The sequence below is a fragment of the Dyadobacter sp. 22481 genome, assembly GCF_052044875.1.
Taxonomy (GTDB): Bacteria; Bacteroidota; Bacteroidia; order Cytophagales; family Spirosomataceae; genus Dyadobacter; species Dyadobacter endophyticus.
Genome location: NZ_JBQENV010000001.1, coordinates 2,313,352 through 2,332,206 on the forward strand (window position 1 = coordinate 2,313,352; position 18,855 = coordinate 2,332,206).

An 18,855-nucleotide genomic window follows, 5' to 3' on the forward strand; every position below is an offset into this window, starting at 1 on the left:
AACAATTCAGGATTTGTTGCGCCGGTAAATCAAAAATATGTACATTTTGCTACCTTATTCCCCACCCTACTAATTAACTAACGTTCCATGCACGCCGACCAGCGAAAAAAACTGATTAATGAATTGACCGACCTCATCAAGGGCGGAAACGCGCACGTTACGCTTGGAGAAGCCCTTGCCGGCATTCCCGCCCACCTGCGGACGACGATACCCGACAACCTGCCATACAGCATCTGGCAACTCGTTGAACACATCCGGATCGCTCAGAAGGATATTGTCGATTTTTCACTATCGAGAGATTATAAAACGCTCATCTGGCCCGACGAATACTGGCCGGAGCCGACCGACGATGTAAGCGACGAGCAATGGGAAAACAGTGTAAAGGAGATCGGGGACGATCAGCAACGTTTTTTTCGACTGTTACAAGATGAAGAAAAGGACCTTTTCAGTCCTTTGCCGTGGGGTAGCGGGCAGAATATCGTCCGAGAAGCCATGCTGATTGCCGACCACAATTCCTATCACATTGCAGAGATTGTCGTAGCCCGGCGTTTACTGGGAATCTGGAAGTAAGGCATTTCAAAGAGGTTGTATCAAATGTGATTAAGCTCATTTTGATACAACTTCTCTGCTATTAAAGCTCTTCAATAATAATATCCTTGTAAAACACCTTCGCCTTTCCGCCGCCGTGGATTTGCAGGCCAATAAGCCCTTTTTGCGGGATAGATTTGTCGGGCTCGGTGTAATCGACCGTTTTTGTACCGTTCAAAAACAGCTGAATGTGGCCGTTGCGGCTGTGCACTTCGTAATTATTCCAGTCATTTCGCTTCACGATTTTCTCGATCAACGCAGAATCGGGTGCGATCAGGGTCTTATTCCGCCTCGATTCGTCGTAAAGGCTTGCCCAGTATTTATCACCCAGGTCGGCCTGGTAGCCAGTCATTTCATAGGCCGGGTTTTGCAATCGAATACTGTGAAACTGAACACCTGTATTGATAAAGCCTTCGTGACCCGTCAGTTTAAACTTAACCTTCAATATGAAATTGGAATACTGCTTCCGCGTACACAGGAATTCGTTATGCGGCACGTTCTCTTCCAGCGAGCCTCCGGCAATGCTGCCATTTTCAATTTTCCAGGTTTTGACGGTATCTCCTTCCCACCCACGGAATGTTTTCCCATCGAAAAGAGCCACCGGTTTTTGGGGTTGGATCATAATGCAGCCGGCAAATGCCACGGCAACAGGGAAGGAAAAATAGAACAGGAGTTTCCTCATGGCACGGTAGGTTTGATGCTAGTACACTTTTTTCTTATGATGGTTAAAGAGATTTAAGGGAGGTTTTTACTGAATGGTCCCTATAAGTAACTCGCCATTGCATTTAGCTTAATATCTGTATTTTCACAACGTGTGACGGCCAATAATTGGCGCAAACGTAAACCTGAGGAAGTTTTACCAATGACCGATATTACCCTTAATGAGCGTAAAAATGACCTGCTGCTGGCGATAGAGCGGTTTAAACTTGTGGCAAAAGCTACCCATGATGTAATCTGGGACTGGGATCTGGCAAGGGGCACCGTCTGGTGGAACGAGGGCATGCAGGAAATTTTCGGGTACCGCCCCGAAGATATTGAAGCCGGCCCCAATTCCTGGTTCGACCGCATTCACCCTGACGATCAGGAGCAGGTGGTAAAAAAGATGCACGCACTCATCGAAAAAGGGGAAAGCAACTGGTCCGATTTCTACCGTTTCAGGCGGGCCGACGGTTCGTATGCCCACGTGCATGACCGTGGCTACACAATCCAGAGCGGAGGAAAGCCCGTGCGAATGGTAGGTTCCATGATGGATATTTCCCAGCAACTGCGCTCCGATAAAGCCCGGCAGGAAAGCGAGGAAAATCTGACATTCGCGATCCAGGCGGCTCAACTTGGCACCTGGAACCTGAATCCCGCTGATCAAACGGTGCTATTCAACGACCGCTGCCGGGAGCTCTACGGTTATCCGGCCGATACAGACATGCATTACGAACGCCTGATACAGTTCGTCCACCCCGATGACCGCACCAGGGTAATGGAAGCTGTCGGGCGCACGCTAGACCCGTCGCTGAGGGTGCCATACGATATTCGTTACCGGGTTATTGGCGCCAGCGACCGGAAACTTCGCTGGCTACATTGCACTGGCCAGGCGTACTTCAACCCATCGGGGAAACCTATCCGCTTTTCAGGAATTTCCCGCGAGATTACCTCAGAGATTACCAGCCAGGAGAAAATCGCCTGGGCTGACCAACAAGCCGCTATGACGATCGAAGGGTCGGGAGCGGGATCTTTCATGGTGACGCTGGCTAACAACGAGATAATATACTCTCCGACGATGGCACGGATTATTACTGGCAGCGAGTCGGCCAACATGACCAGGAACATTCTCCTGGCAAGCCTTCATCCCGACGACATACACATCCGAAACCAGGCTTATGCCGAGGCGGAGGACAACGGAGAGCTGCGCTACGAGGCACGGTTTATCTGGAACGACACTTCCGTGCACTGGGTGCGCGTATTAGGGCGCTATTTGTACGACAGCTTGGGCAAGGCAGTTTCGCTGTCGGGAATTGTGATGGACATTACCGACCGTATCGAGTCGGAACAGCGGCTGAAAGTAAATGAAGAACATTTGCGGACATTGATCGAACAGGCACCAGTCGCTACCGCGTTATTTGTCGGGGAAGAGATGGTGATCGATATTCCCAACGAGGCTATGCTGAAATTCTGGGGTAAAGGAAGGTCGATCATAGGCAAACCGCTTCGCGAAGCGTTACCGGAGCTGGAAGGCCAGCCGTTCCTCAGCATCCTGGACCGTATTTACAAAACCGGCGAAGCACATTCCGAGCAAGGCGCAAGGGCTGACCTGGTGGTGGACGGCCAGCTACAAACATTTTACTACGACTACACCTACAAACCCCTGAAAAACGCAAAGGGCGAGGTATACGCGATCCTGGATATGGCCGTCGACGTGACCGAGCAGGTCATCTCACGCCAGGAGCTCGAACAAAGTGAAGAACGGTACCGGCAACTTGCCGCCGAGTTGGAGCGGCGTGTAGGGCAGCGCACCGACGAGCTGCATCAGGCCAATATCGAACTGATGAATTCTAACAATAACCTGCAACAATTTGCTTACGCCGCCAGCCACGACATGCAGGAACCGCTGCGAAAGATCCAGTCGTTTGGCTCGCGCCTGCTTTTGACCTATTCAGACAAGCTCGACGAAAATGGCAAGTACATGCTCAACCGCATCCAGGATGCCTCCAAAAGAATGTCGGCAATGATCGACGATCTACTGGCCTATTCCCGGCTTACCACGCGCGAAGGCGAATTTGAAAAAGTTGCACTGGATGATGTTGTCGATTCGGTGCTAGCGGATCTTGAAATATCAATTCAGGAGCAGAAGACCGATATTATTGTCGAGGGCCTGCCCGTTGTCTGGGGAAATCGTTCACAGCTTACGCAGCTGGTGCAAAACCTGATTAGTAATGCGGTTAAATACCGGCTGCCAGATCAGGAATCGGTTATCAGACTCTCATATCGGACTTTGGACGGAGCCGAAAAGGAAACATTGCCAAAGTTGCTACCGGATCACAAATACATTCGGCTGGAAGTGAGCGATAACGGCATTGGTTTCGATGAAATTTACCTCGACCGCATTTTCCAGATGTTCCAACGACTACACGGGCGCAGTGAATTCTCGGGCTCGGGCATTGGACTGGCTTTGTGCAAAAAAGTAGTTCAGAACCACCAAGGTTATATTACCGCACGGAGTCAACCCGGAAAAGGAGCCACATTCATCGTATACCTGCCGGTACCGCGCTAATGCGGCAGGGCTACTTTTGCCAGATATCTGAAAATTCTTCCGGGTGGCGGCGGAATTGTCCGTGCACATATTCGCATAGCGGTAGCACCTGCAAGCCGTGTTCGCGCGCATAGGCGACCATCGCGTCGAGCATTTTCCGCGCCAGACCGCGACCTTCCATGGCCGGATCGACTTCGGTATGATACACTGTCAATACGGTTTCACTCAACCCAATCACCATTTCGCCTACCTGTTTTCCGTCTTCTTCGACATAAAAAGCCCCACGACGACGGTTATCCAAGTTGAATTTGATCTCAGCCATAAATTTTTGTTTAAAGTGCGTTACGTCGGGGGCAAATATATCCATAATTTTGCGGCCCCAATCGCTGTGCGCCATGAACGTCTTTCCTGTCACCAATTCCAACCTCTCCCCTTTTCACCTGGGTCGTTTTGTTCAAAAACATTATTTACCTGGCCAACAGGTTGAATGCCGGATATTGAAAACGGGAATCAGCGATACCTACCTGATCAGCACACCCACCAAACGCTATATTTTTCGAATTTACAGCTTCCAATGGCGCACTCCGGCCGAAATTTCGGAAGAACTGCGCCTGTTGGAGCACCTGCGGGGAAATGGTATTTCGGTTTCATATGCAATTCCTGACCTGGAAAATACATTGATACACTCATTCGCTGCGCCCGAAGGCGAACGTTTTGGTGTACTATTCACTTTTGCCGAGGGAACCAAAGTGCTCAATTTCGACGCAGAGACGCATTACCGTGCCGGGAAGCTAATGGCCGAAATGCATTTGCTGACAAAAGACTTCGCATTGCAACGCGTTACCTATACGGAAAAAGAGCTTTTGGTAGACTCGCTTGCGGAGCTGGGCAAATTCCTGCCAGCCGAGACCGAGGAAATGCAATACATGAAAACAGTGCAGGAATATCTCATGGCCGAGCTTCAAAACTCGGATCAAAGCCAACTGCGAAAAGGCGCTGTCCACCTGGACCTCTGGTTCGACAACATGAACATCACACCCGAGGGCGACATTACTTTCTTTGATTTCGACTTTTGCGGGAATGGTTGGCTTTGTATGGATATGGCCTATTATATGCTGCAAATATATTCCACAGAAAAGGACGACGATGAACGCGAGGGCAAAACCGCCCGGTTTTTGCAAGGCTACGAATCGATTTCGCCCGTAAGTGCGGAAGAAAAACGGCTTATCCCGATGCTGGGAATTTGCCTGTATTTCTTTTACCTGGGCATTCAGTCGCGGCGGTATGACAATTGGTCAAATGTGTTTTTGAATGAAATATACCTGAAAAGGTTCATTAACCTTTTACTCAAAAAATACTTTGATTATCACAAGCTTGATCAGAAGTTGACTTCATAATTGCTTACTTTCAGTGCATTATAAGCAATGGTTATGATGCTGAAAATCCTTTTCCCGTTACTGTTTATTGCCGGGCTATGGTTCCTTATCCGCAGTGTTGGCAGGATCATTGAAATTTACGGAGGTAAAAAAATCATGTTGCCGCTGGACAAACCGCTTCCCGAATTCCAGCTTACCGAACCCGGAGAATATGAGATCGCCTATCGCCGCCCGGCGCTCCTGGGCATCATACCTACCCAAGTCCTGTATAAGTTGATTTCCCTGTCAGACGGAAGGCATTTTGATGTAACCAATGTGACCAACCACCTCGGTTCACGAAAAGATATGACCGGTAGCCGCATTGTGCCGGTTGCAGAATTCAATATTGATGCGCAGGGCACTTACCGGTTAACGATCGGGCAACTTCCGGAAATCAAAAAGGGGGATGGTCTGGTTATCATGAAAAAGACCGGCTCGAAAGGGTTTCTGATGATTTTTGCGATCATCGTTTCAGCCATGGCCACTATTGCCGGGCTAGTATTGAGCGTACTGACGTTTTTGGATAAAATATAAAAAGAGCCGGTATTACTACCGGCCCATGATGTGCTAGACTGCTGCCTCGACAATCTTCTTCATCTTGGTGAGGCTCGTTTTTGCTACCTCCAATGCATCCTGCGCCCAGTAGTCCTTGTTGAACACTTCAAACGACAGAATGATAGGCTTATCAGGGTTTTTAAGACTTTGTATTACGTTTTTCCATGGGGCAATACCATCGCCCACGTACACGCGGTCCGCATCTGTGATCGACTCGCGCGGAGGGGTTTTAGGATAATCGTTCACATGGAAAATCTCGATCAATGGCTTGCCCACATCCCGGATGGCCTCCATCCCCGAGCCGCCTTTATGCAAATGGTAGACATCCATCAGCAAGCGTGCCGACGGATGGCCCGATTCGACGGCGACATACAATATCTCTCCTACCCGGCTGAGGTTTTTGGAAAAACCCCAGAGTTCCAGATGTGGTACCACGCCGGTTTTATCTCCCAATTCAAGAATAGCCCGGTAGCGCTCGGCTACGCGCGCCAGATCCAGTGATGCACCCGTGGTGGCGCCCATGGGCGGTGCGGCAACGCGCGGGCAGCCGATGGCTGCCAGTTGCTCCATTTCACCTTTCAACTGGTCCAATGCTTTGGCACGAGCCGTTTCATCGTCGACGATCCAGGTTGCAAAACCGATCGCATCTTCAACTTTCAATCCGAGGTCGCCGATAATGCGCTTGGCTTCCTGCAAGGTACCACCGCCTTTGAGATAATCCTGCAAAGTGCTGATCCAGATTTCCACCGAGCCGTAACCAGCCTTTGCCGCTACTTCCAGCTCCTTGCGAAAGCCCAGCTTTTGACCGCGCAAAGTGCTCATGTTGAGGGAATAAATAAATGGCTGAACTTTGGCTTTGGCAGCTTCGGCGGGAACTATGCCTGCTGCACTTACGGCAGCGATCGAGGATAATGCTTCTCGGCGGTTCATTAATGTGTTCTGAATGGTTAACTGATTTAACTGTAAAGCCGCTTTCCGGAATTTTTTACCGCAAATCCATGTAAATTGATTGTTATACCAAATCGATTACACCTCCCATGGAAACAGATAACTATATCATACCAGCCCAGACAAAGATAGGTCACGTACACCTCAAAGTAGCCGACCTGGACCGCGCCATCGATTTCTATTGTGGTCTGCTAGGCTTTGAAATCACGACTCGCTACGGCACCCAGGCCGTCTTTATCTCCGCCGGCGGCTACCACCACCATATTGGCCTAAACACCTGGTATAGCAAAGGCGCACCTCCCGCATCCCCCCACGGTGTCGGCTTGTTTCACACGGCCATCCTCTACCCCACCCGAAAGGATTTGGCGGTTGCATTAAACCGTCTTGTAAAGGCCAATTACCCGCTGACCGGCGCCAGTGATCACGGTGTTTCCGAAGCACTATATCTTAACGATCCCGACGGCAACGGCGTCGAGCTCTACTGGGACCGCCCAAAGGATCAATGGGAATACTTGCCCGACGGCTCTATCGAGATGTATACCAGGAGTTTGAATTTACCCGGGTTATTGGCAGAGTTGAATAAGTAGGTCAATACTTCATCAACAACGTCAGCAACTTCCTATCCAGCTTGTGCCCGTGCCAATCTTCATAAACGACATCCTCGCGGCGGGAATCGAGCACGCCGAAGTCTCCGGCGAATTCCCATAGCGAGAAGCCGATGCCGTTGGACGAAAGAATATCAAGCACGTCGTTGAACCAGGCCAGGAAAACGTCGTGGGGCGTCTTGTTCCAGCAGCCGCATTCACCACAATGTACACCTACTCCTTTTCCGACCAGTTCGATCCAGGGTTTGTAGAACTTTTCGAGCATTGCCCGGCTCAGGTACTGGTCGCCCACTTGCCCCGGCCATTTCGGTTCAGGGGCATTATCGGGGTCTTTCATGGCCCACGGGGCCTTATAATGCGAGATAATACCCGGATGGTAACCGCGGCAGCTTTGCGCGATGTCCAGGTCGGCCAGCTCGGGGATCACGGAGGTGCCTACGTCGTTGCCATCGGCTATGATCAAATGCCCGGCGTTTTCCCTTCTGATCGCTTCCGAAGCGGCAATGGCCATTTTGCGGTAAACACCACCGGGAACTGACGACCGTCTCGAATGCTGGTCGTTCATATCGGCGCGCATGCTCGGCTCGTTAAGCAAATCGAAGCTGATGCGCCTCGACGAAGAGTTCTTATATCTTTTGGCCCACATATTCCAGTGAAAACAAAATGCGTCTAGCGCTTTCTGGTCGGTCCAGAGATTGTAGGGCTCGTTGAAACCCGCATTGACGCAGTAACCCGGCGCACGGTGCAGGTTCAGGCTTACGTGGATGTTATGCTTATGGGCAGCTGCCACCAGCTGATCGATACGGTCAACGGCCTGCTCGTCAATCTGATAAACCTCTTCCGGGGTGATGTTCCGGCTTCGGTCGAATTTCAGGTAAGCGGGGTAAGCGATAGGAATACGCACGAAATCGAAGCCCCAGTTGACCATCCATTTGAACTGCTCCTCCGTGGTGGCTTTACGGCCCTTAGCAGGGTCGGGCGAAAAGAAATCAAGAAGATTGAAACCCTTCCATTTAGGTAGTTTGTTCTGGGCGACCTGACCCGGGGCCGTTGCCGGTGGAACAGCAAAACCGGGAGCTAATGCGGCCCCGGCTACTGCTATGGATGTATTTTTAATGAATGTCCTGCGATACATGCCGTTCGAAAGTTATTCGTGGTAACTTCCTACAAAACGCAGACGGACCGTAGTTTTACTGATGGATGCCCGATGGCAAGTCTAGCGGGCTTTGGTCGAATAACCCGTTCTGCCGTTATAGTTGTAATACATTTCGGATTTCTCGCCTGCTTCGCCATGCAGGTATTTGGCTTTCAACTTTTGGTGCAGCTCGGCGGATTGTTTCACACCGTCGACGATCAGTTCGTCATCCCCAAGTTTGAATGACAGGTTATCCTTATCTTTCACCAATCCTGCGCTGGCCAGATCATCAATGACCGCGGCCTGTTTTTTCATGTAAACTTCCCGCTGCTTTTCGGCTAACTTACGCATTTCCTCAGCCTGTTTACGTTGTACTTCGGCCTGTGCCCGCTGCTGGCCGGCATGCTCACGCTGCTTTTCCGCATCCAGGCGCATTACCTCGGCCTGTTTGCGTATCCCCTCGGCGGCTTCACGTATTTTTTCTGCCTCCACCCGCATCTTGGCTGCCTCATCACGATTTGAATTGCTGTTAAGCCGCATTTGACTGGCATATTCGCGCTGCTTTTCTGCTTCCAGCCGCATCTGGCCGGCGTGCTCCCGCTGTTTCTCCGCATCCTGCCTTATTATGTCAGCCTGTTCACGTTGCTCGTCAGCGATTTTGCGCATTCGCTCTGCTTCTTCACGATGCTTCTCGGCCAGTTCGTGCTGGGCTCTCACCTCCTCCATGATCTTGTCGATTTCAGGCTGGTATTTCGCATAATCGCCCTCGGCAATCTCCTGATCGTCCACAAAGAGCGAGATGATCTTCCCGTTACGCTTGACAATTTCGTATTGCTTGTTGTTACGTGTGACATTATACGTACTGATTCCCTGCCGTGCCGAGTACAGGTTGGCAGAATGTATCTCCGTTTCGCCCGATCGCAGTTTCTTTTTCGGAAGTGTATCCGGCATCGGGATTACGAGATGGCGTTGTTCCCGTAAGGACAAGTTTCCGCTTTTTTCCGGCAAAGAAACGGCGGCTTCAGGGCGGTATTCCCTCATAGCGGGAATTTTCACATGTTTAACAGCCGTTTCCGGCGCTGTGGCTGCTGAAAGTGCGATTGCCGCCGCCAGGCTGAATGTTACAAATAGTTTTTCCATGGCATCAAGTGGTTTATTATTGTTATTGACAATGCGTTTGATTCTGTCGAGCAGATGGTTACGCTTTTTGGAAAAAGCCACTTCAAATGCCGGCCGCGACAAGTTGAACTCCTGAAAAGAGACGAGGGCGTGAATGAATGAGGTCTTACTCTGCATGACACTGATAGCCAGGTCATCGCAGCAATGCTCACGTTCTTCGCGGATCAGTTTGCAGATCCACCAGACCGCCGGGTTAAAGAAGAAGACATTTTCACAGAATATCTGCACAAGGTTAATTAGGTAATCGCGCCGGCGGATATGAGCCAGTTCGTGCAATAAAATGGCCTCCACCTGCGCTGCGGGAAGATTGGCCAGCATCCCGAGCGGTACTAGTACGACCGGTTTCAAAAAACCGATCACCATCGGCACAGCCACCTGCACCGATTCGCGTAATTCGACTTCCTGTCCGATCCGCATCCGTTCCGCGAGCTCGTAAAAGCGGACAATCCATTTCATTTCCGGTGTCGAAACCTGCTGCGCGACCCTTCGCAGGTATAGTAACCCGCTGGCCGCCAATAGGGATTTTACCGCAAAAATGACGAACCAAACAGCTACGATCAGCTGAGCATGTTCGCTGAAAAATGCCATTATCTGCATCATCCAATCACTTTCCGCAGCGGCGATAGCGGCGTTCTCTGTGTTTTGGAAAGCAGCGTGCATCACCCAATCTCTGGAAAGAACAACTGCCGACCCAGCACCTATATCCCGCATCATCAAATTGAATGTCAGCACCGTCCCCACGACAAAAAGCAACATTACCGATGCAAGCATATTGTACCTGAGTGCAGGCTTGCTCTTGCGGGTGCAAAGCAGAATGCCGCCGGCCACGATAGCGGCAACAAGACCCTGCCAGAGCGAGTGCATCAATGTGAGGCAAAGTGCGCGGACCCATTCATGGGCTGTGGGCTGATCGATGATATTCCAATTCATGGCTAACGGATATGAGCAGTTTGATAATTACTAATCCAGTTTTTTAAGAAAATCCCTGATCTCGCTAAGCTCCTCGGCGGAGGTATTCTTATTGCCGAAAAGCTGCATCACCAGGCTCGATGCCGAACCTTTGTACATCGAATCCACGAAACGTTCCAGCAATGCCGATTTCGTTTTGTCCTCCGGCTCGGCAGGGCTGTAAATATGCTTCATACTGCGCTCATCGCGAATCACAATGCCTTTTTCGGCCATGATTTGCATCAGTTTCAGCGTCGATGAGTATTGCACTGCGCGCTTCTCTTCATTGAGCTTGTCATTCACAAACCGCACCGTCGACGGGCCATGTTCCCATAGCACTTGCAGTATTTCCAGTTCTGATTTTGTAGGTTCCATCGGTAGTTTTTCAATCAACTCTTCAAAGGTAGGAAAAATTTCGTACGAAAAAATATTTATGTAAAATTTTCCTTGATTTAAAAATAAAACGGGTCGTGAAGCACAGCGCTACACGACCCGTTTTATTTGACTTATAAATACTATGCGCCCAACGCTTTCCGGGCAAACTCCACACATTTTGCGGTTTCCTTCAAGGCGTCCGAGCCCGCCGGAATCTCATATTCGAGCTCTATTGTGGCCGGGAACTTATATTTTTTCGCGCGCATCATTTCGAGTACCGCAACTATCGGCGTATCGCCCTGGCCCCATACCACGTTGGCCCCCCCGTGCTCCTTGTTCTTGCGGTCCTTCACGTGCATACTTACAATATGATCATGTTTCGCTTCAAGTAACGGGAACGGATCAAAGCCGGCCGCTACATAATGGCCCATATCGAAGTTCATCGCATTGTATTTCGACTGACTTAATGCAGTATCCCACCAGGTAGGCGTCTGTTGCGTGTGGCCATGGTAGCCGCAATAGACTTTGTTTTTAGCGGCAATCTCGCCAAGGCGCTTCGTCTGTGCCGGATCGTTGGGCAGCTCCACATTTGCCTGGTTAGCGCCCAGGGCTTTGGCCGCGCGGAATGCATAATCCACTTCGGCGTCGGTGCTGTTCGCATTCAATGCATTTGGTTTGAAACCGTAAATGCTCACACCAGCATCGTTGTACATTTTACGAAGCTGTACAAATTTGTCCATCGACACTTTCGCGCGCCATTCGGCCATTTTAGTTGCATACTCTTTCTGAACGGCCTTTTGCTCGTCCGTCATTTCCGGGCGCTTGCCATCCGGGCCTGGTGCCAGGTTCGGGCGCGGCGGCGCTTCGGGTGCACCGGCGAACGATTCGCCTGTGGGTCCCATAAGTTCGATTGCGCTGATATTGGTTTCAATACAGTATTTCAAAATATCCTCCGCGCTACCGGGCAGGCTCCGCCACGAATAGGTAATGGCCCCCACCTGCACCCCATTGAAAAGCGAATTGGGTTTGCCGAGCCTTTTGATATAAGCCGGCGCGCCGAAAATAGGTGTATGCGCCATCACAAAACCCGCCGCCGCAAGGGCCGATGCGCCCATAAATCGGCGTCTTGAAATGTCCAGGTCTTCCATAATGTCAGGTTAGTTGTTTGAATATGGGTTAGTAGTACCGTCCGATATACTTGTTCTCTACGATGAGCTTCTTCATTTTCGCGGGGTCGATCGGCCCTTGCTGCGAATAGACGATTTTGCCGCCCGGTTCCACAAGTATGGTATAGGGTAAAGCGCCCTGCCATTTCGAATCTACCGCTTCAATGAGCTTGTATTTGTCCTCGATATTGAAAATATAGTTTTTGTTGGAAGCAAACTTGCCTTGCAGGAATTTCAGCGCCTTGTCCTTCTTGTCGGGGTTATCCGCACTGATCGAAATAAATTCAAAATCACGGCGACGGTACATGTGGTGCATCACCATAAAATCGGGAAACTCCGTCACACACGGCCCGCACCAAGTCGCCCACACATTAATGAGCCGCAATTTGTCGGTTTTATTCTGGATCAGTTCTTTCAAACCCGCCTCATCGATCGTTTCCAATGTCACCGGCTCCTTTGCCCAGGCAGTTTGTTCTTTTTTCACATTATCCTCTTTCGCCGCCCACTTCATCGAGCAGCCGAAGGTTTTAGTGGCAGGTGCCGGCACCGGGTTTCCAGCCAGCAATGCTTCAATGGCATTTTTCGCGTCCAGGTTTTTCGGCGTACCCGTCGGCTTTTCTACGTCGTCGATGCGGCCGTTGTATTGCAGCTTCCTCGCTTTATCAAAAATAAAAATGTGTGGTGTAGCCACCGGTCCGTAAGCCAGAGCGATCTTTTGATCATCACCATCGTACAGATATGGGAAATTGTAAGCCATATCTTTTGCTCGAATCTTCATTTCATCATAAGTGTCGCTCATGTCGGTATAACCCAATTCGTCAAGCAGAATCGCTTTGGGATCATTGGATGAAATAGCGACAACCGCGACCTTTTTCGCCTTATAGTCTGAGGTCAGTTTTTTGATGCGCTCCTCATAGGCCTGGGCCGTGGGGCAATGGTTGCAGGTGAAGACAATCGCGAGGATGTCGGCATTAGCAAAGCTCTTTAAAGAATACCGCTTGCCGTCTACGCCCAGCAAATTAAAGTCAGGCGCCTGCGCTCCAATTTTCAAAGTCTCCGGCTGATCGGCAGCCAACGACCCGATTACGTTGGCACAGAAGACAATAACAAATATCAATTTACCAAATGCGCGCATAGTCCTGGTTTTTGGTTGAGTTATGAATTTAAACCAAAAGCAGGCACATTGCAATAAAATACTTTTTTTGTACTATTGAAATTTGGGCTCACTATTAAGGGAGTAAGGAGGATGGAGAAAAGAGAAGAGGATAAACTGGCAAGCTTTTTTCAACACCTCAAAACCTCCTGACATAAGGTTGTCACAACTTGCATCTAGCTTTGTATCAACTTCAAACCAAAAACCTTCACAAATATGGCCACGGCAACATCACTGAGAGGATTCGCAACCGTCAATTTTTATGCCACCGACCTGGATGCCGCCAAGAAATGGTACTCCGAAGTATTTGAAATACCTCCCTATTTCGAAAAACCGGGTTACATTGAATTCCGCGTAGGCGACTACGAGCATGAAATGGGCATTATCGACGCCAAATGGGCGCCTCCCGGGGCTACCGGCACCCCAGCAGGCGCGATCATTTACTGGCATGTCGACGATGTGGAAGGAGCTTACAAAAGGTTGCTGGATCTTGGCGCTACGGGTTATCAGCCGGTCATAACGCGGGGTGAGGGATTTGTGACAGCCTCAGTGGTGGATCCTTTCGGTAATATTTTGGGTGTGATGTACAATAAGCATTATCTGTCGATCATCAATGGAAACTAAAAACGGCATCGAGGCCATCCCAGCACCGAGCAATAAGGAATGGCGCGCGTGGCTGGCAAAAAACGGCACGAAGAAGGACGCCGTTTTTCTCATTATTTACCATAAGGATAGCCCCACACCGAGCATCGGATACAAGGAATCAATCGAGCACGCTTTATGCTATGGCTGGATCGACAGCAAGGCCATCAAGCGGGACGAGGAGAGTTTTTACCTCACTTTCACGAAGCGCAATCCCAAAAGCAAATGGAGCACCGTTAATAAGGAGCGCGCCGCACGGATGATAGCAGCGGGTCTCATGCGGCCCCAAGGCCAGGCAATGATTGACCTTGCGAGGGAAACGGGCGCCTGGGATTCGCTTGAAACGGCAGGCAATGCCGTGGTGCCCGACGATTTGCAAAAGGCATTTGATGCCAATCCTGCTGCATTTGAAAACTTCGGTAAATTCGCGCCTTCGTCTAAACGGCTGATCCTGGAATGGATTTTGAATGCCAAAAGGCCGGAAACGCGTCAGAGACGCATTACCCAATCCGTAGAAATGGCATCACGCAACGAACGCGCCAACCACCCGCGCTGAGCGCATGCATACATCCTAAGACCTGGCTCAGAGGGTTCGCGGCGGCACGCGATGGTTTCTGATCTTTGAAAGTTCGCCCTTTTGCGGAAACTTTTCACGGCGTCGATACCTTTGTTAGCAAGAATGCCCGCATTCTCTGACTAAACAACCCGATACCAACCATGTCTGCCCCGCAACTCACCGGCCTGCAAAAACGCGCCTCGAAATATGTTAACAAGGCTATTTCCTACCAGATACGGCCCGGGGAGGTTATTGAAGGGTATTTTTCAGGATTCGACCCTAATTCAATTGACCGGGCGGTGATACAAATGTCAAACGCCGCGGATAAGACAACGCTGCCGCTGATGACAGTTTTGAATTATTTTGAGGGGGTTGAGGACGAGGAGTAAATTCCCTGCCTCATGTATCGGCCTCCGTCCGATCCGAGAATTTCCGTCTTCGTTCCGGCCGGAGGCGTGCGAATAGCCGGCACGAAGCCGGAGCTTCGCGCCATAAGTTACTTCTTCGTCAACGGCACCTGTGCCGTAGTCCGCAAATACGCAATAAGCTCCGTCACCTCCTTCTCTGAGAGATTTTCCAGCAAGCCTGTCGGCATCATCGACGACGGCGTTACTTCGCGCGTTTGAATGTCCGATTTGTTAATCGAAACTGCATCCTGCCCTACAATCCGCAACGTCACTTGCCTGTCAGTTTCCTTGGTAACATTACCTACATAGGTACGCCCGTCGCGGGTGGTGATGACGACCATCTTGTAGTCGTCCTGAATTTCGCCGCTGGGGTCGAGGATGTTGCCAAGAAGGTAGTCGAGGTTGGCACGGTTGGAGCCGGTGAGTTCGGGGCCAATGATCCCACCTTCACCGTAGAGTTTGTGACATGGGGCGCATGTGCGCTGGAAAACGAGTCGGCCCTGGGTTTTACTGGCGTCGGCAACGGCCTTGTCCGTGAGTAGTGTACGGTATTTTCTATAAGTTTTTTCATCGAATGCGACGTGGTCGATCGGCCCCCACACTTCCACAAAGCCGCTGCCAACGACCCGGCGAAGCTGACGGGCGACGTATGTCGGGACATCTTTTTTAGGAATTACATTCTTCGAAATAGCCTGCGTAAGTAACCAGCCCGATTTCGGACGGGATGCCAGCGTTTGCACGGCTTCGGATTTTTCCGTGGCGCTGAATTTCGGATAGGCATCGATGAGCTGCTTTGCCAATGGCTCGCTGTCGTAACCGGCTACGGCACGAATCGCGTCGAGGCGCAATGCATTGTCGTTCAGCAATGCGGGGAGTTCTGTTGCAAGTTCAGGCCGCTGGCGGGCGGCGAGGGATTGCAGGGCCTTTTTACGCTCTGCCAATGCCGCAGATTTGTTTTTTAATGTCGCTAAGGCAGTTTTCGCGGATTCGGTGTCGCCGAAGTGGCGGCCCAGATCGGCGGCAAGCTGGACAGTGGGCTTATCGGCTTGTTTGAGTTTGGCGTAAACGACATTCCAATTTTCGGGTGTTTTGATGTCGGTACGACCTTCGAGGCCGTCGCGCATGCCTGTGAGAATATCAACGCGATTGGCTGTCGATTTGCCAAGGGTTGCTATCAGCGTATTGATTTGATCTGCATCCACCAATCTTCTCGCGATGAACTGGGTTACCATTGGTATTTTACTCCCCGCGGCCAGTTCCAACGCTTTGGAAGGATTATCTTTCACCAAAGGCTCAATGCCGAACCAGGCCATTTTGGGCAGATTATGGTCCTGTGCGTCCTCCGCGTGTGTGAGCAAGCCCTTTGAAATATTCCATGTTGCACTGGCGTCGAGGCGTTGCAGGGCCGAGGCCAGGTACAAACGTACGACGGGCGAAGGGTCATTGACCGCCATTTTTGCAAATTGATTGATTACGTCCGCGGCGGGCTGCGCATCTTCGCACAGGAACTGGATCGCCCAGGCGCGTACGTGAGCGTCCTGGTCAGATAAGGCCAGCTTCAATATCGTATCATCAAGATTATCGGTCACTTTAAGCGCCCACATGGCGCGGAGGCGGTTGTCGGAATTGTCTTTGGACTGATATAATGCGTTCAGTTTTTGCACCGCAACTGGCGATATTTTACCCGTGGAAGCCCGACTTTGCAAAATCACCCGGGCGCGGCGGGCATGCCACTCGCTCTTGCTGGTTTGCAATGCAGCGAGGTCTGCGTCAGGGAGTTTGTTCAGATCCTCGTAGCGGCCTTTCCAGTTTTCAGCCAGGGAGTTTTTGGGCATTACCCTGAAAATCCTGCCGGTCTCGGCGTTCAATACGTCCGAGCCGCAGATGTCGGCATCGTGCCAGTCGAGTATGTACATGCCTCCCTCCGGCCCTATTTCCATACTGAACCCAACCCATTGGGCGTTGTTGGCCATCAGAAAATCGTCGCCGTGCTTACCAGAGAAGCCTGAGCCCTTCGGTATTAGCTGGTCGGATAGAATGCCGTGCTCATGAATGTTGGCCATGAAAATTTTGCCGCGCTCAGAGACAGGGAACGCGTCCGAAAGATAAATGCGTGCGCCTCCATGCGCCGAGCGGTGGCTGTGATCGGCAATGGTTTTGATGTCGTTATACACATACGGATTGAAATGCTGCCCGCCCTGCCGGTGGTAAATACCGCCCGGTACCACGTGCCACAAATGCGGGATCACGCACGCAGTGATAAATAGCTGGCCTTTAGCGTCGTAATCAATACCCCAGGGATTACTAAAACCATGTGCGACTACTTCAAATTTGCGCTTCGTAGGATGGTATCGCCACACTCCACCATTAATATCGACGCCGTCTTCTACCTCGACATTCTCAGGAAATGCGTCGTTATGCCTGTACAGCTTACCTTTCCCAACCGGTTTTCCGACTTTGGAAGGCGTAGCAAAGCCCTGCAAGCCGTAAAGCCAACCGTCCGGCCCCCAATGGAAGCTGTTAAGTGTCTCATGCCGGTCACGGATGCCCCAGCCGGTAAGGCGGACTTCGATATCGTCTACATCGGCCTTGTCGTCGCCATTTTTATCAGGCACAAAAAGCAAATTAGGCGGTGCCCCAACGAACACCCCGCCAAAACCAACCGCCAGCGCAGCCGGAAATGCAATGCCTTCCATAAATACCTTCTTGCTATCGGCCACACCGTCATGATCGGTATCTTCGAGGATCAGAATGCGGCTGGTACCAGCGTTGGAAAAGCCTTTTCCACGTGATTCATAGTCCTTGTTCTCGGCGATCCACATCCGGCCCCGGTCGTCCCAGCAGAATGCCATTGGCTGGGTCATCATGGGCTCGGATGCAAATGCATTTACCTGATATCCATCCTTAACTGTCATGGCAGCAACAGCCTCCTGCGCACTCAGGAACTTGGCCTCCCTACCCTCCTTCTGCGCCAATGCCCACAGCGCCGTAGTATTATACTGGCCGGTGTTCCCAATGAACTCCCCAAATGTTTTATTTAACTCAACATCCTTAAAGTCGCCTGTGTAAACAACCAGTTCATGCTTAATGGTCTCGGTTTCTCCCTTTTTGATGTGCCAGTCTCCCTTGCGTGCACGCGCAGGTCCGGCGCCCAGCTGACCATCCACGCGCCAGGTTTGCGGGTAACCTTTGTTGGATGGGTGATCGAGAATGGCAATATGCGCAAGGTCATCTCGGTCTGCTACCTGCATACCAATATCTACCCACATAGCAGCCTGCCCTTCTGCCTTTTCATTCTTTTGGCGCGCAGCATTCACGACATCACCTTTAATGCCTTCTTTCCAAGGCATACGTACAAAAAGGCCGCCGTAATCATACTTGCCGATGGTTACGTCCGTTCTCGCCTCCCCGCTCCATTCCAGATCCAGGAGATATTTACCGTCTTTCACGCGCATCGACCAATTTTGTGTTTCGGTTAATACCGCTTTACCCGTTGAATCGAGCAGGTCGTAGACGGTCTGCCATTTTACTTCCTTGCCTTTCGCTTCAATCACGCTGGCGGACACTTTTTTCCAGTAGCCGTCACTCGGGTGGTGAAAGTAGTCGCGGCCATTGACGCGGGTATAACCCCAATAAATGCCTGTCTGGTGCTTGTGATGGCCCGGGCTGTACTCGGTAAGCACGCCTTTGCCATCCGGGGCGACGATCGGGTGCAAATAGGGACGAAAATCCGGTTTGGCATTTTGCGTCAAAATCGGCTTGACTTCGTTACCTCTAAAAATACTGATGGTTTCGCCTTGGGCATCCTGGACGGCGCGTAAGGGCGTATCAGCAGAATGGAGCGCTGCATATTCAGATTCAGGCTGTTTCAAATCATCTTCCAATCCAAACAAGACAAAAACAAATAGCAGCGGTAGCAACCTGAGCAAGTTCATGGGC

Annotated in this window: 17 protein-coding genes; 8 read left to right on the top strand and 9 right to left on the bottom strand. The window is 50.9% G+C overall.

Features of this window, described 5'->3' with window-relative positions:
• Positions 1-87: 87 nt before the first annotated feature.
• Positions 88-570, top strand: a complete 483-nt coding sequence (locus tag ACTJJJ_RS09015) for a DinB family protein (protein ID WP_188928415.1) — start codon at positions 88-90, stop codon at positions 568-570.
• Between the two features lie 61 nt (positions 571-631).
• On the opposite strand, the gene ACTJJJ_RS09020 is transcribed toward ACTJJJ_RS09015, so the two are convergent.
• Positions 632-1,270: a 3-keto-disaccharide hydrolase gene (locus ACTJJJ_RS09020; RefSeq protein WP_426294027.1), complete on the bottom strand. Its 639-nt coding sequence runs from the start codon at positions 1,268-1,270 to the stop codon at positions 632-634.
• A 180-nt stretch (positions 1,271-1,450) separates the two neighbouring features.
• Between ACTJJJ_RS09020 and ACTJJJ_RS09025 the strand changes: the two genes are divergently transcribed.
• Positions 1,451-3,853: a PAS domain-containing sensor histidine kinase gene (locus ACTJJJ_RS09025; RefSeq protein WP_188928410.1), complete on the top strand. Its 2,403-nt coding sequence runs from the start codon at positions 1,451-1,453 to the stop codon at positions 3,851-3,853.
• A 10-nt stretch (positions 3,854-3,863) separates the two neighbouring features.
• On the opposite strand, the gene ACTJJJ_RS09030 is transcribed toward ACTJJJ_RS09025, so the two are convergent.
• On the bottom strand, positions 3,864-4,229 hold the full coding sequence (locus ACTJJJ_RS09030) for a GNAT family N-acetyltransferase (RefSeq protein WP_440701701.1): 366 nt from the start codon (positions 4,227-4,229) through the stop codon (positions 3,864-3,866).
• On the opposite strand from ACTJJJ_RS09030, the gene ACTJJJ_RS09035 reads away from it, so the two are divergent.
• Positions 4,228-5,229, top strand: coding sequence for a phosphotransferase (locus tag ACTJJJ_RS09035; RefSeq protein ID WP_188928408.1), 1,002 nt, complete (start codon positions 4,228-4,230; stop codon positions 5,227-5,229). The genes ACTJJJ_RS09030 and ACTJJJ_RS09035 overlap by 2 nt on opposite strands.
• A gap of 33 nt (positions 5,230-5,262) precedes the next feature.
• A complete protein-coding gene (locus ACTJJJ_RS09040; protein ID WP_188928403.1) occupies positions 5,263-5,781 on the top strand; it encodes a hypothetical protein in 519 nt (172 codons plus the stop codon).
• A gap of 33 nt (positions 5,782-5,814) precedes the next feature.
• Here the strand turns inward: ACTJJJ_RS09040 and ACTJJJ_RS09045 are convergent, their stop codons facing one another.
• The gene (locus tag ACTJJJ_RS09045; protein WP_188928401.1) at positions 5,815-6,732 is read right to left on the bottom strand and encodes a sugar phosphate isomerase/epimerase family protein; all 918 of its coding nucleotides are present in this window, start codon (positions 6,730-6,732) and stop codon (positions 5,815-5,817) included.
• 107 nt (positions 6,733-6,839) lie between these two features.
• Between ACTJJJ_RS09045 and ACTJJJ_RS09050 the strand changes: the two genes are divergently transcribed.
• Entirely contained in the window at positions 6,840-7,337 is a 498-nt protein-coding gene (locus tag ACTJJJ_RS09050) for a VOC family protein (RefSeq protein WP_188928399.1), read from the top strand.
• A 1-nt stretch (position 7,338) separates the two neighbouring features.
• Here the strand turns inward: ACTJJJ_RS09050 and ACTJJJ_RS09055 are convergent, their stop codons facing one another.
• From ACTJJJ_RS09055 to ACTJJJ_RS09075, 5 genes are all read right to left on the bottom strand, one after another.
• Positions 7,339-8,490, bottom strand: coding sequence for a glycoside hydrolase family 5 protein (locus ACTJJJ_RS09055; protein ID WP_188928397.1), 1,152 nt, complete (start codon positions 8,488-8,490; stop codon positions 7,339-7,341).
• A gap of 81 nt (positions 8,491-8,571) precedes the next feature.
• On the bottom strand, positions 8,572-10,599 hold the full coding sequence (locus tag ACTJJJ_RS09060) for a M56 family metallopeptidase (protein ID WP_188928395.1): 2,028 nt from the start codon (positions 10,597-10,599) through the stop codon (positions 8,572-8,574).
• 30 nt (positions 10,600-10,629) lie between these two features.
• Positions 10,630-10,992, bottom strand: a complete 363-nt coding sequence (locus tag ACTJJJ_RS09065; protein ID WP_188928393.1) for a BlaI/MecI/CopY family transcriptional regulator — start codon at positions 10,990-10,992, stop codon at positions 10,630-10,632.
• A gap of 140 nt (positions 10,993-11,132) precedes the next feature.
• Positions 11,133-12,140 (bottom strand): sugar phosphate isomerase/epimerase family protein, encoded by a 1,008-nt coding sequence (locus ACTJJJ_RS09070; protein WP_188928391.1) that lies wholly within the window; start codon positions 12,138-12,140, stop codon positions 11,133-11,135.
• 28 nt (positions 12,141-12,168) lie between these two features.
• On the bottom strand, positions 12,169-13,293 hold the full coding sequence (locus ACTJJJ_RS09075; RefSeq protein ID WP_188928389.1) for a redoxin domain-containing protein: 1,125 nt from the start codon (positions 13,291-13,293) through the stop codon (positions 12,169-12,171).
• A 234-nt stretch (positions 13,294-13,527) separates the two neighbouring features.
• Here ACTJJJ_RS09075 and ACTJJJ_RS09080 point away from each other — a divergent pair, with 234 nt between their 5' ends.
• The 3 genes from ACTJJJ_RS09080 to ACTJJJ_RS09090 all read left to right on the top strand — a co-directional run bounded on the left by ACTJJJ_RS09080 (position 13,528) and on the right by ACTJJJ_RS09090 (position 14,898).
• A complete protein-coding gene (locus ACTJJJ_RS09080) occupies positions 13,528-13,935 on the top strand; it encodes a VOC family protein (protein WP_188928387.1) in 408 nt (135 codons plus the stop codon).
• On the top strand, positions 13,925-14,509 hold the full coding sequence (locus tag ACTJJJ_RS09085; RefSeq protein ID WP_426294021.1) for a YdeI/OmpD-associated family protein: 585 nt from the start codon (positions 13,925-13,927) through the stop codon (positions 14,507-14,509). The genes ACTJJJ_RS09080 and ACTJJJ_RS09085 overlap by 11 nt, the downstream gene beginning before the upstream one ends.
• Before the next feature lie 161 nt (positions 14,510-14,670).
• On the top strand, positions 14,671-14,898 hold the full coding sequence (locus tag ACTJJJ_RS09090) for a hypothetical protein (protein WP_188928385.1): 228 nt from the start codon (positions 14,671-14,673) through the stop codon (positions 14,896-14,898).
• Positions 14,899-15,005: 107 nt separating this feature from the next.
• Here the strand turns inward: ACTJJJ_RS09090 and ACTJJJ_RS09095 are convergent, their stop codons facing one another.
• The gene (locus ACTJJJ_RS09095; protein WP_426294019.1) at positions 15,006-18,851 is read right to left on the bottom strand and encodes a PVC-type heme-binding CxxCH protein; all 3,846 of its coding nucleotides are present in this window, start codon (positions 18,849-18,851) and stop codon (positions 15,006-15,008) included.
• Positions 18,852-18,855: the final 4 nt, after the last annotated feature.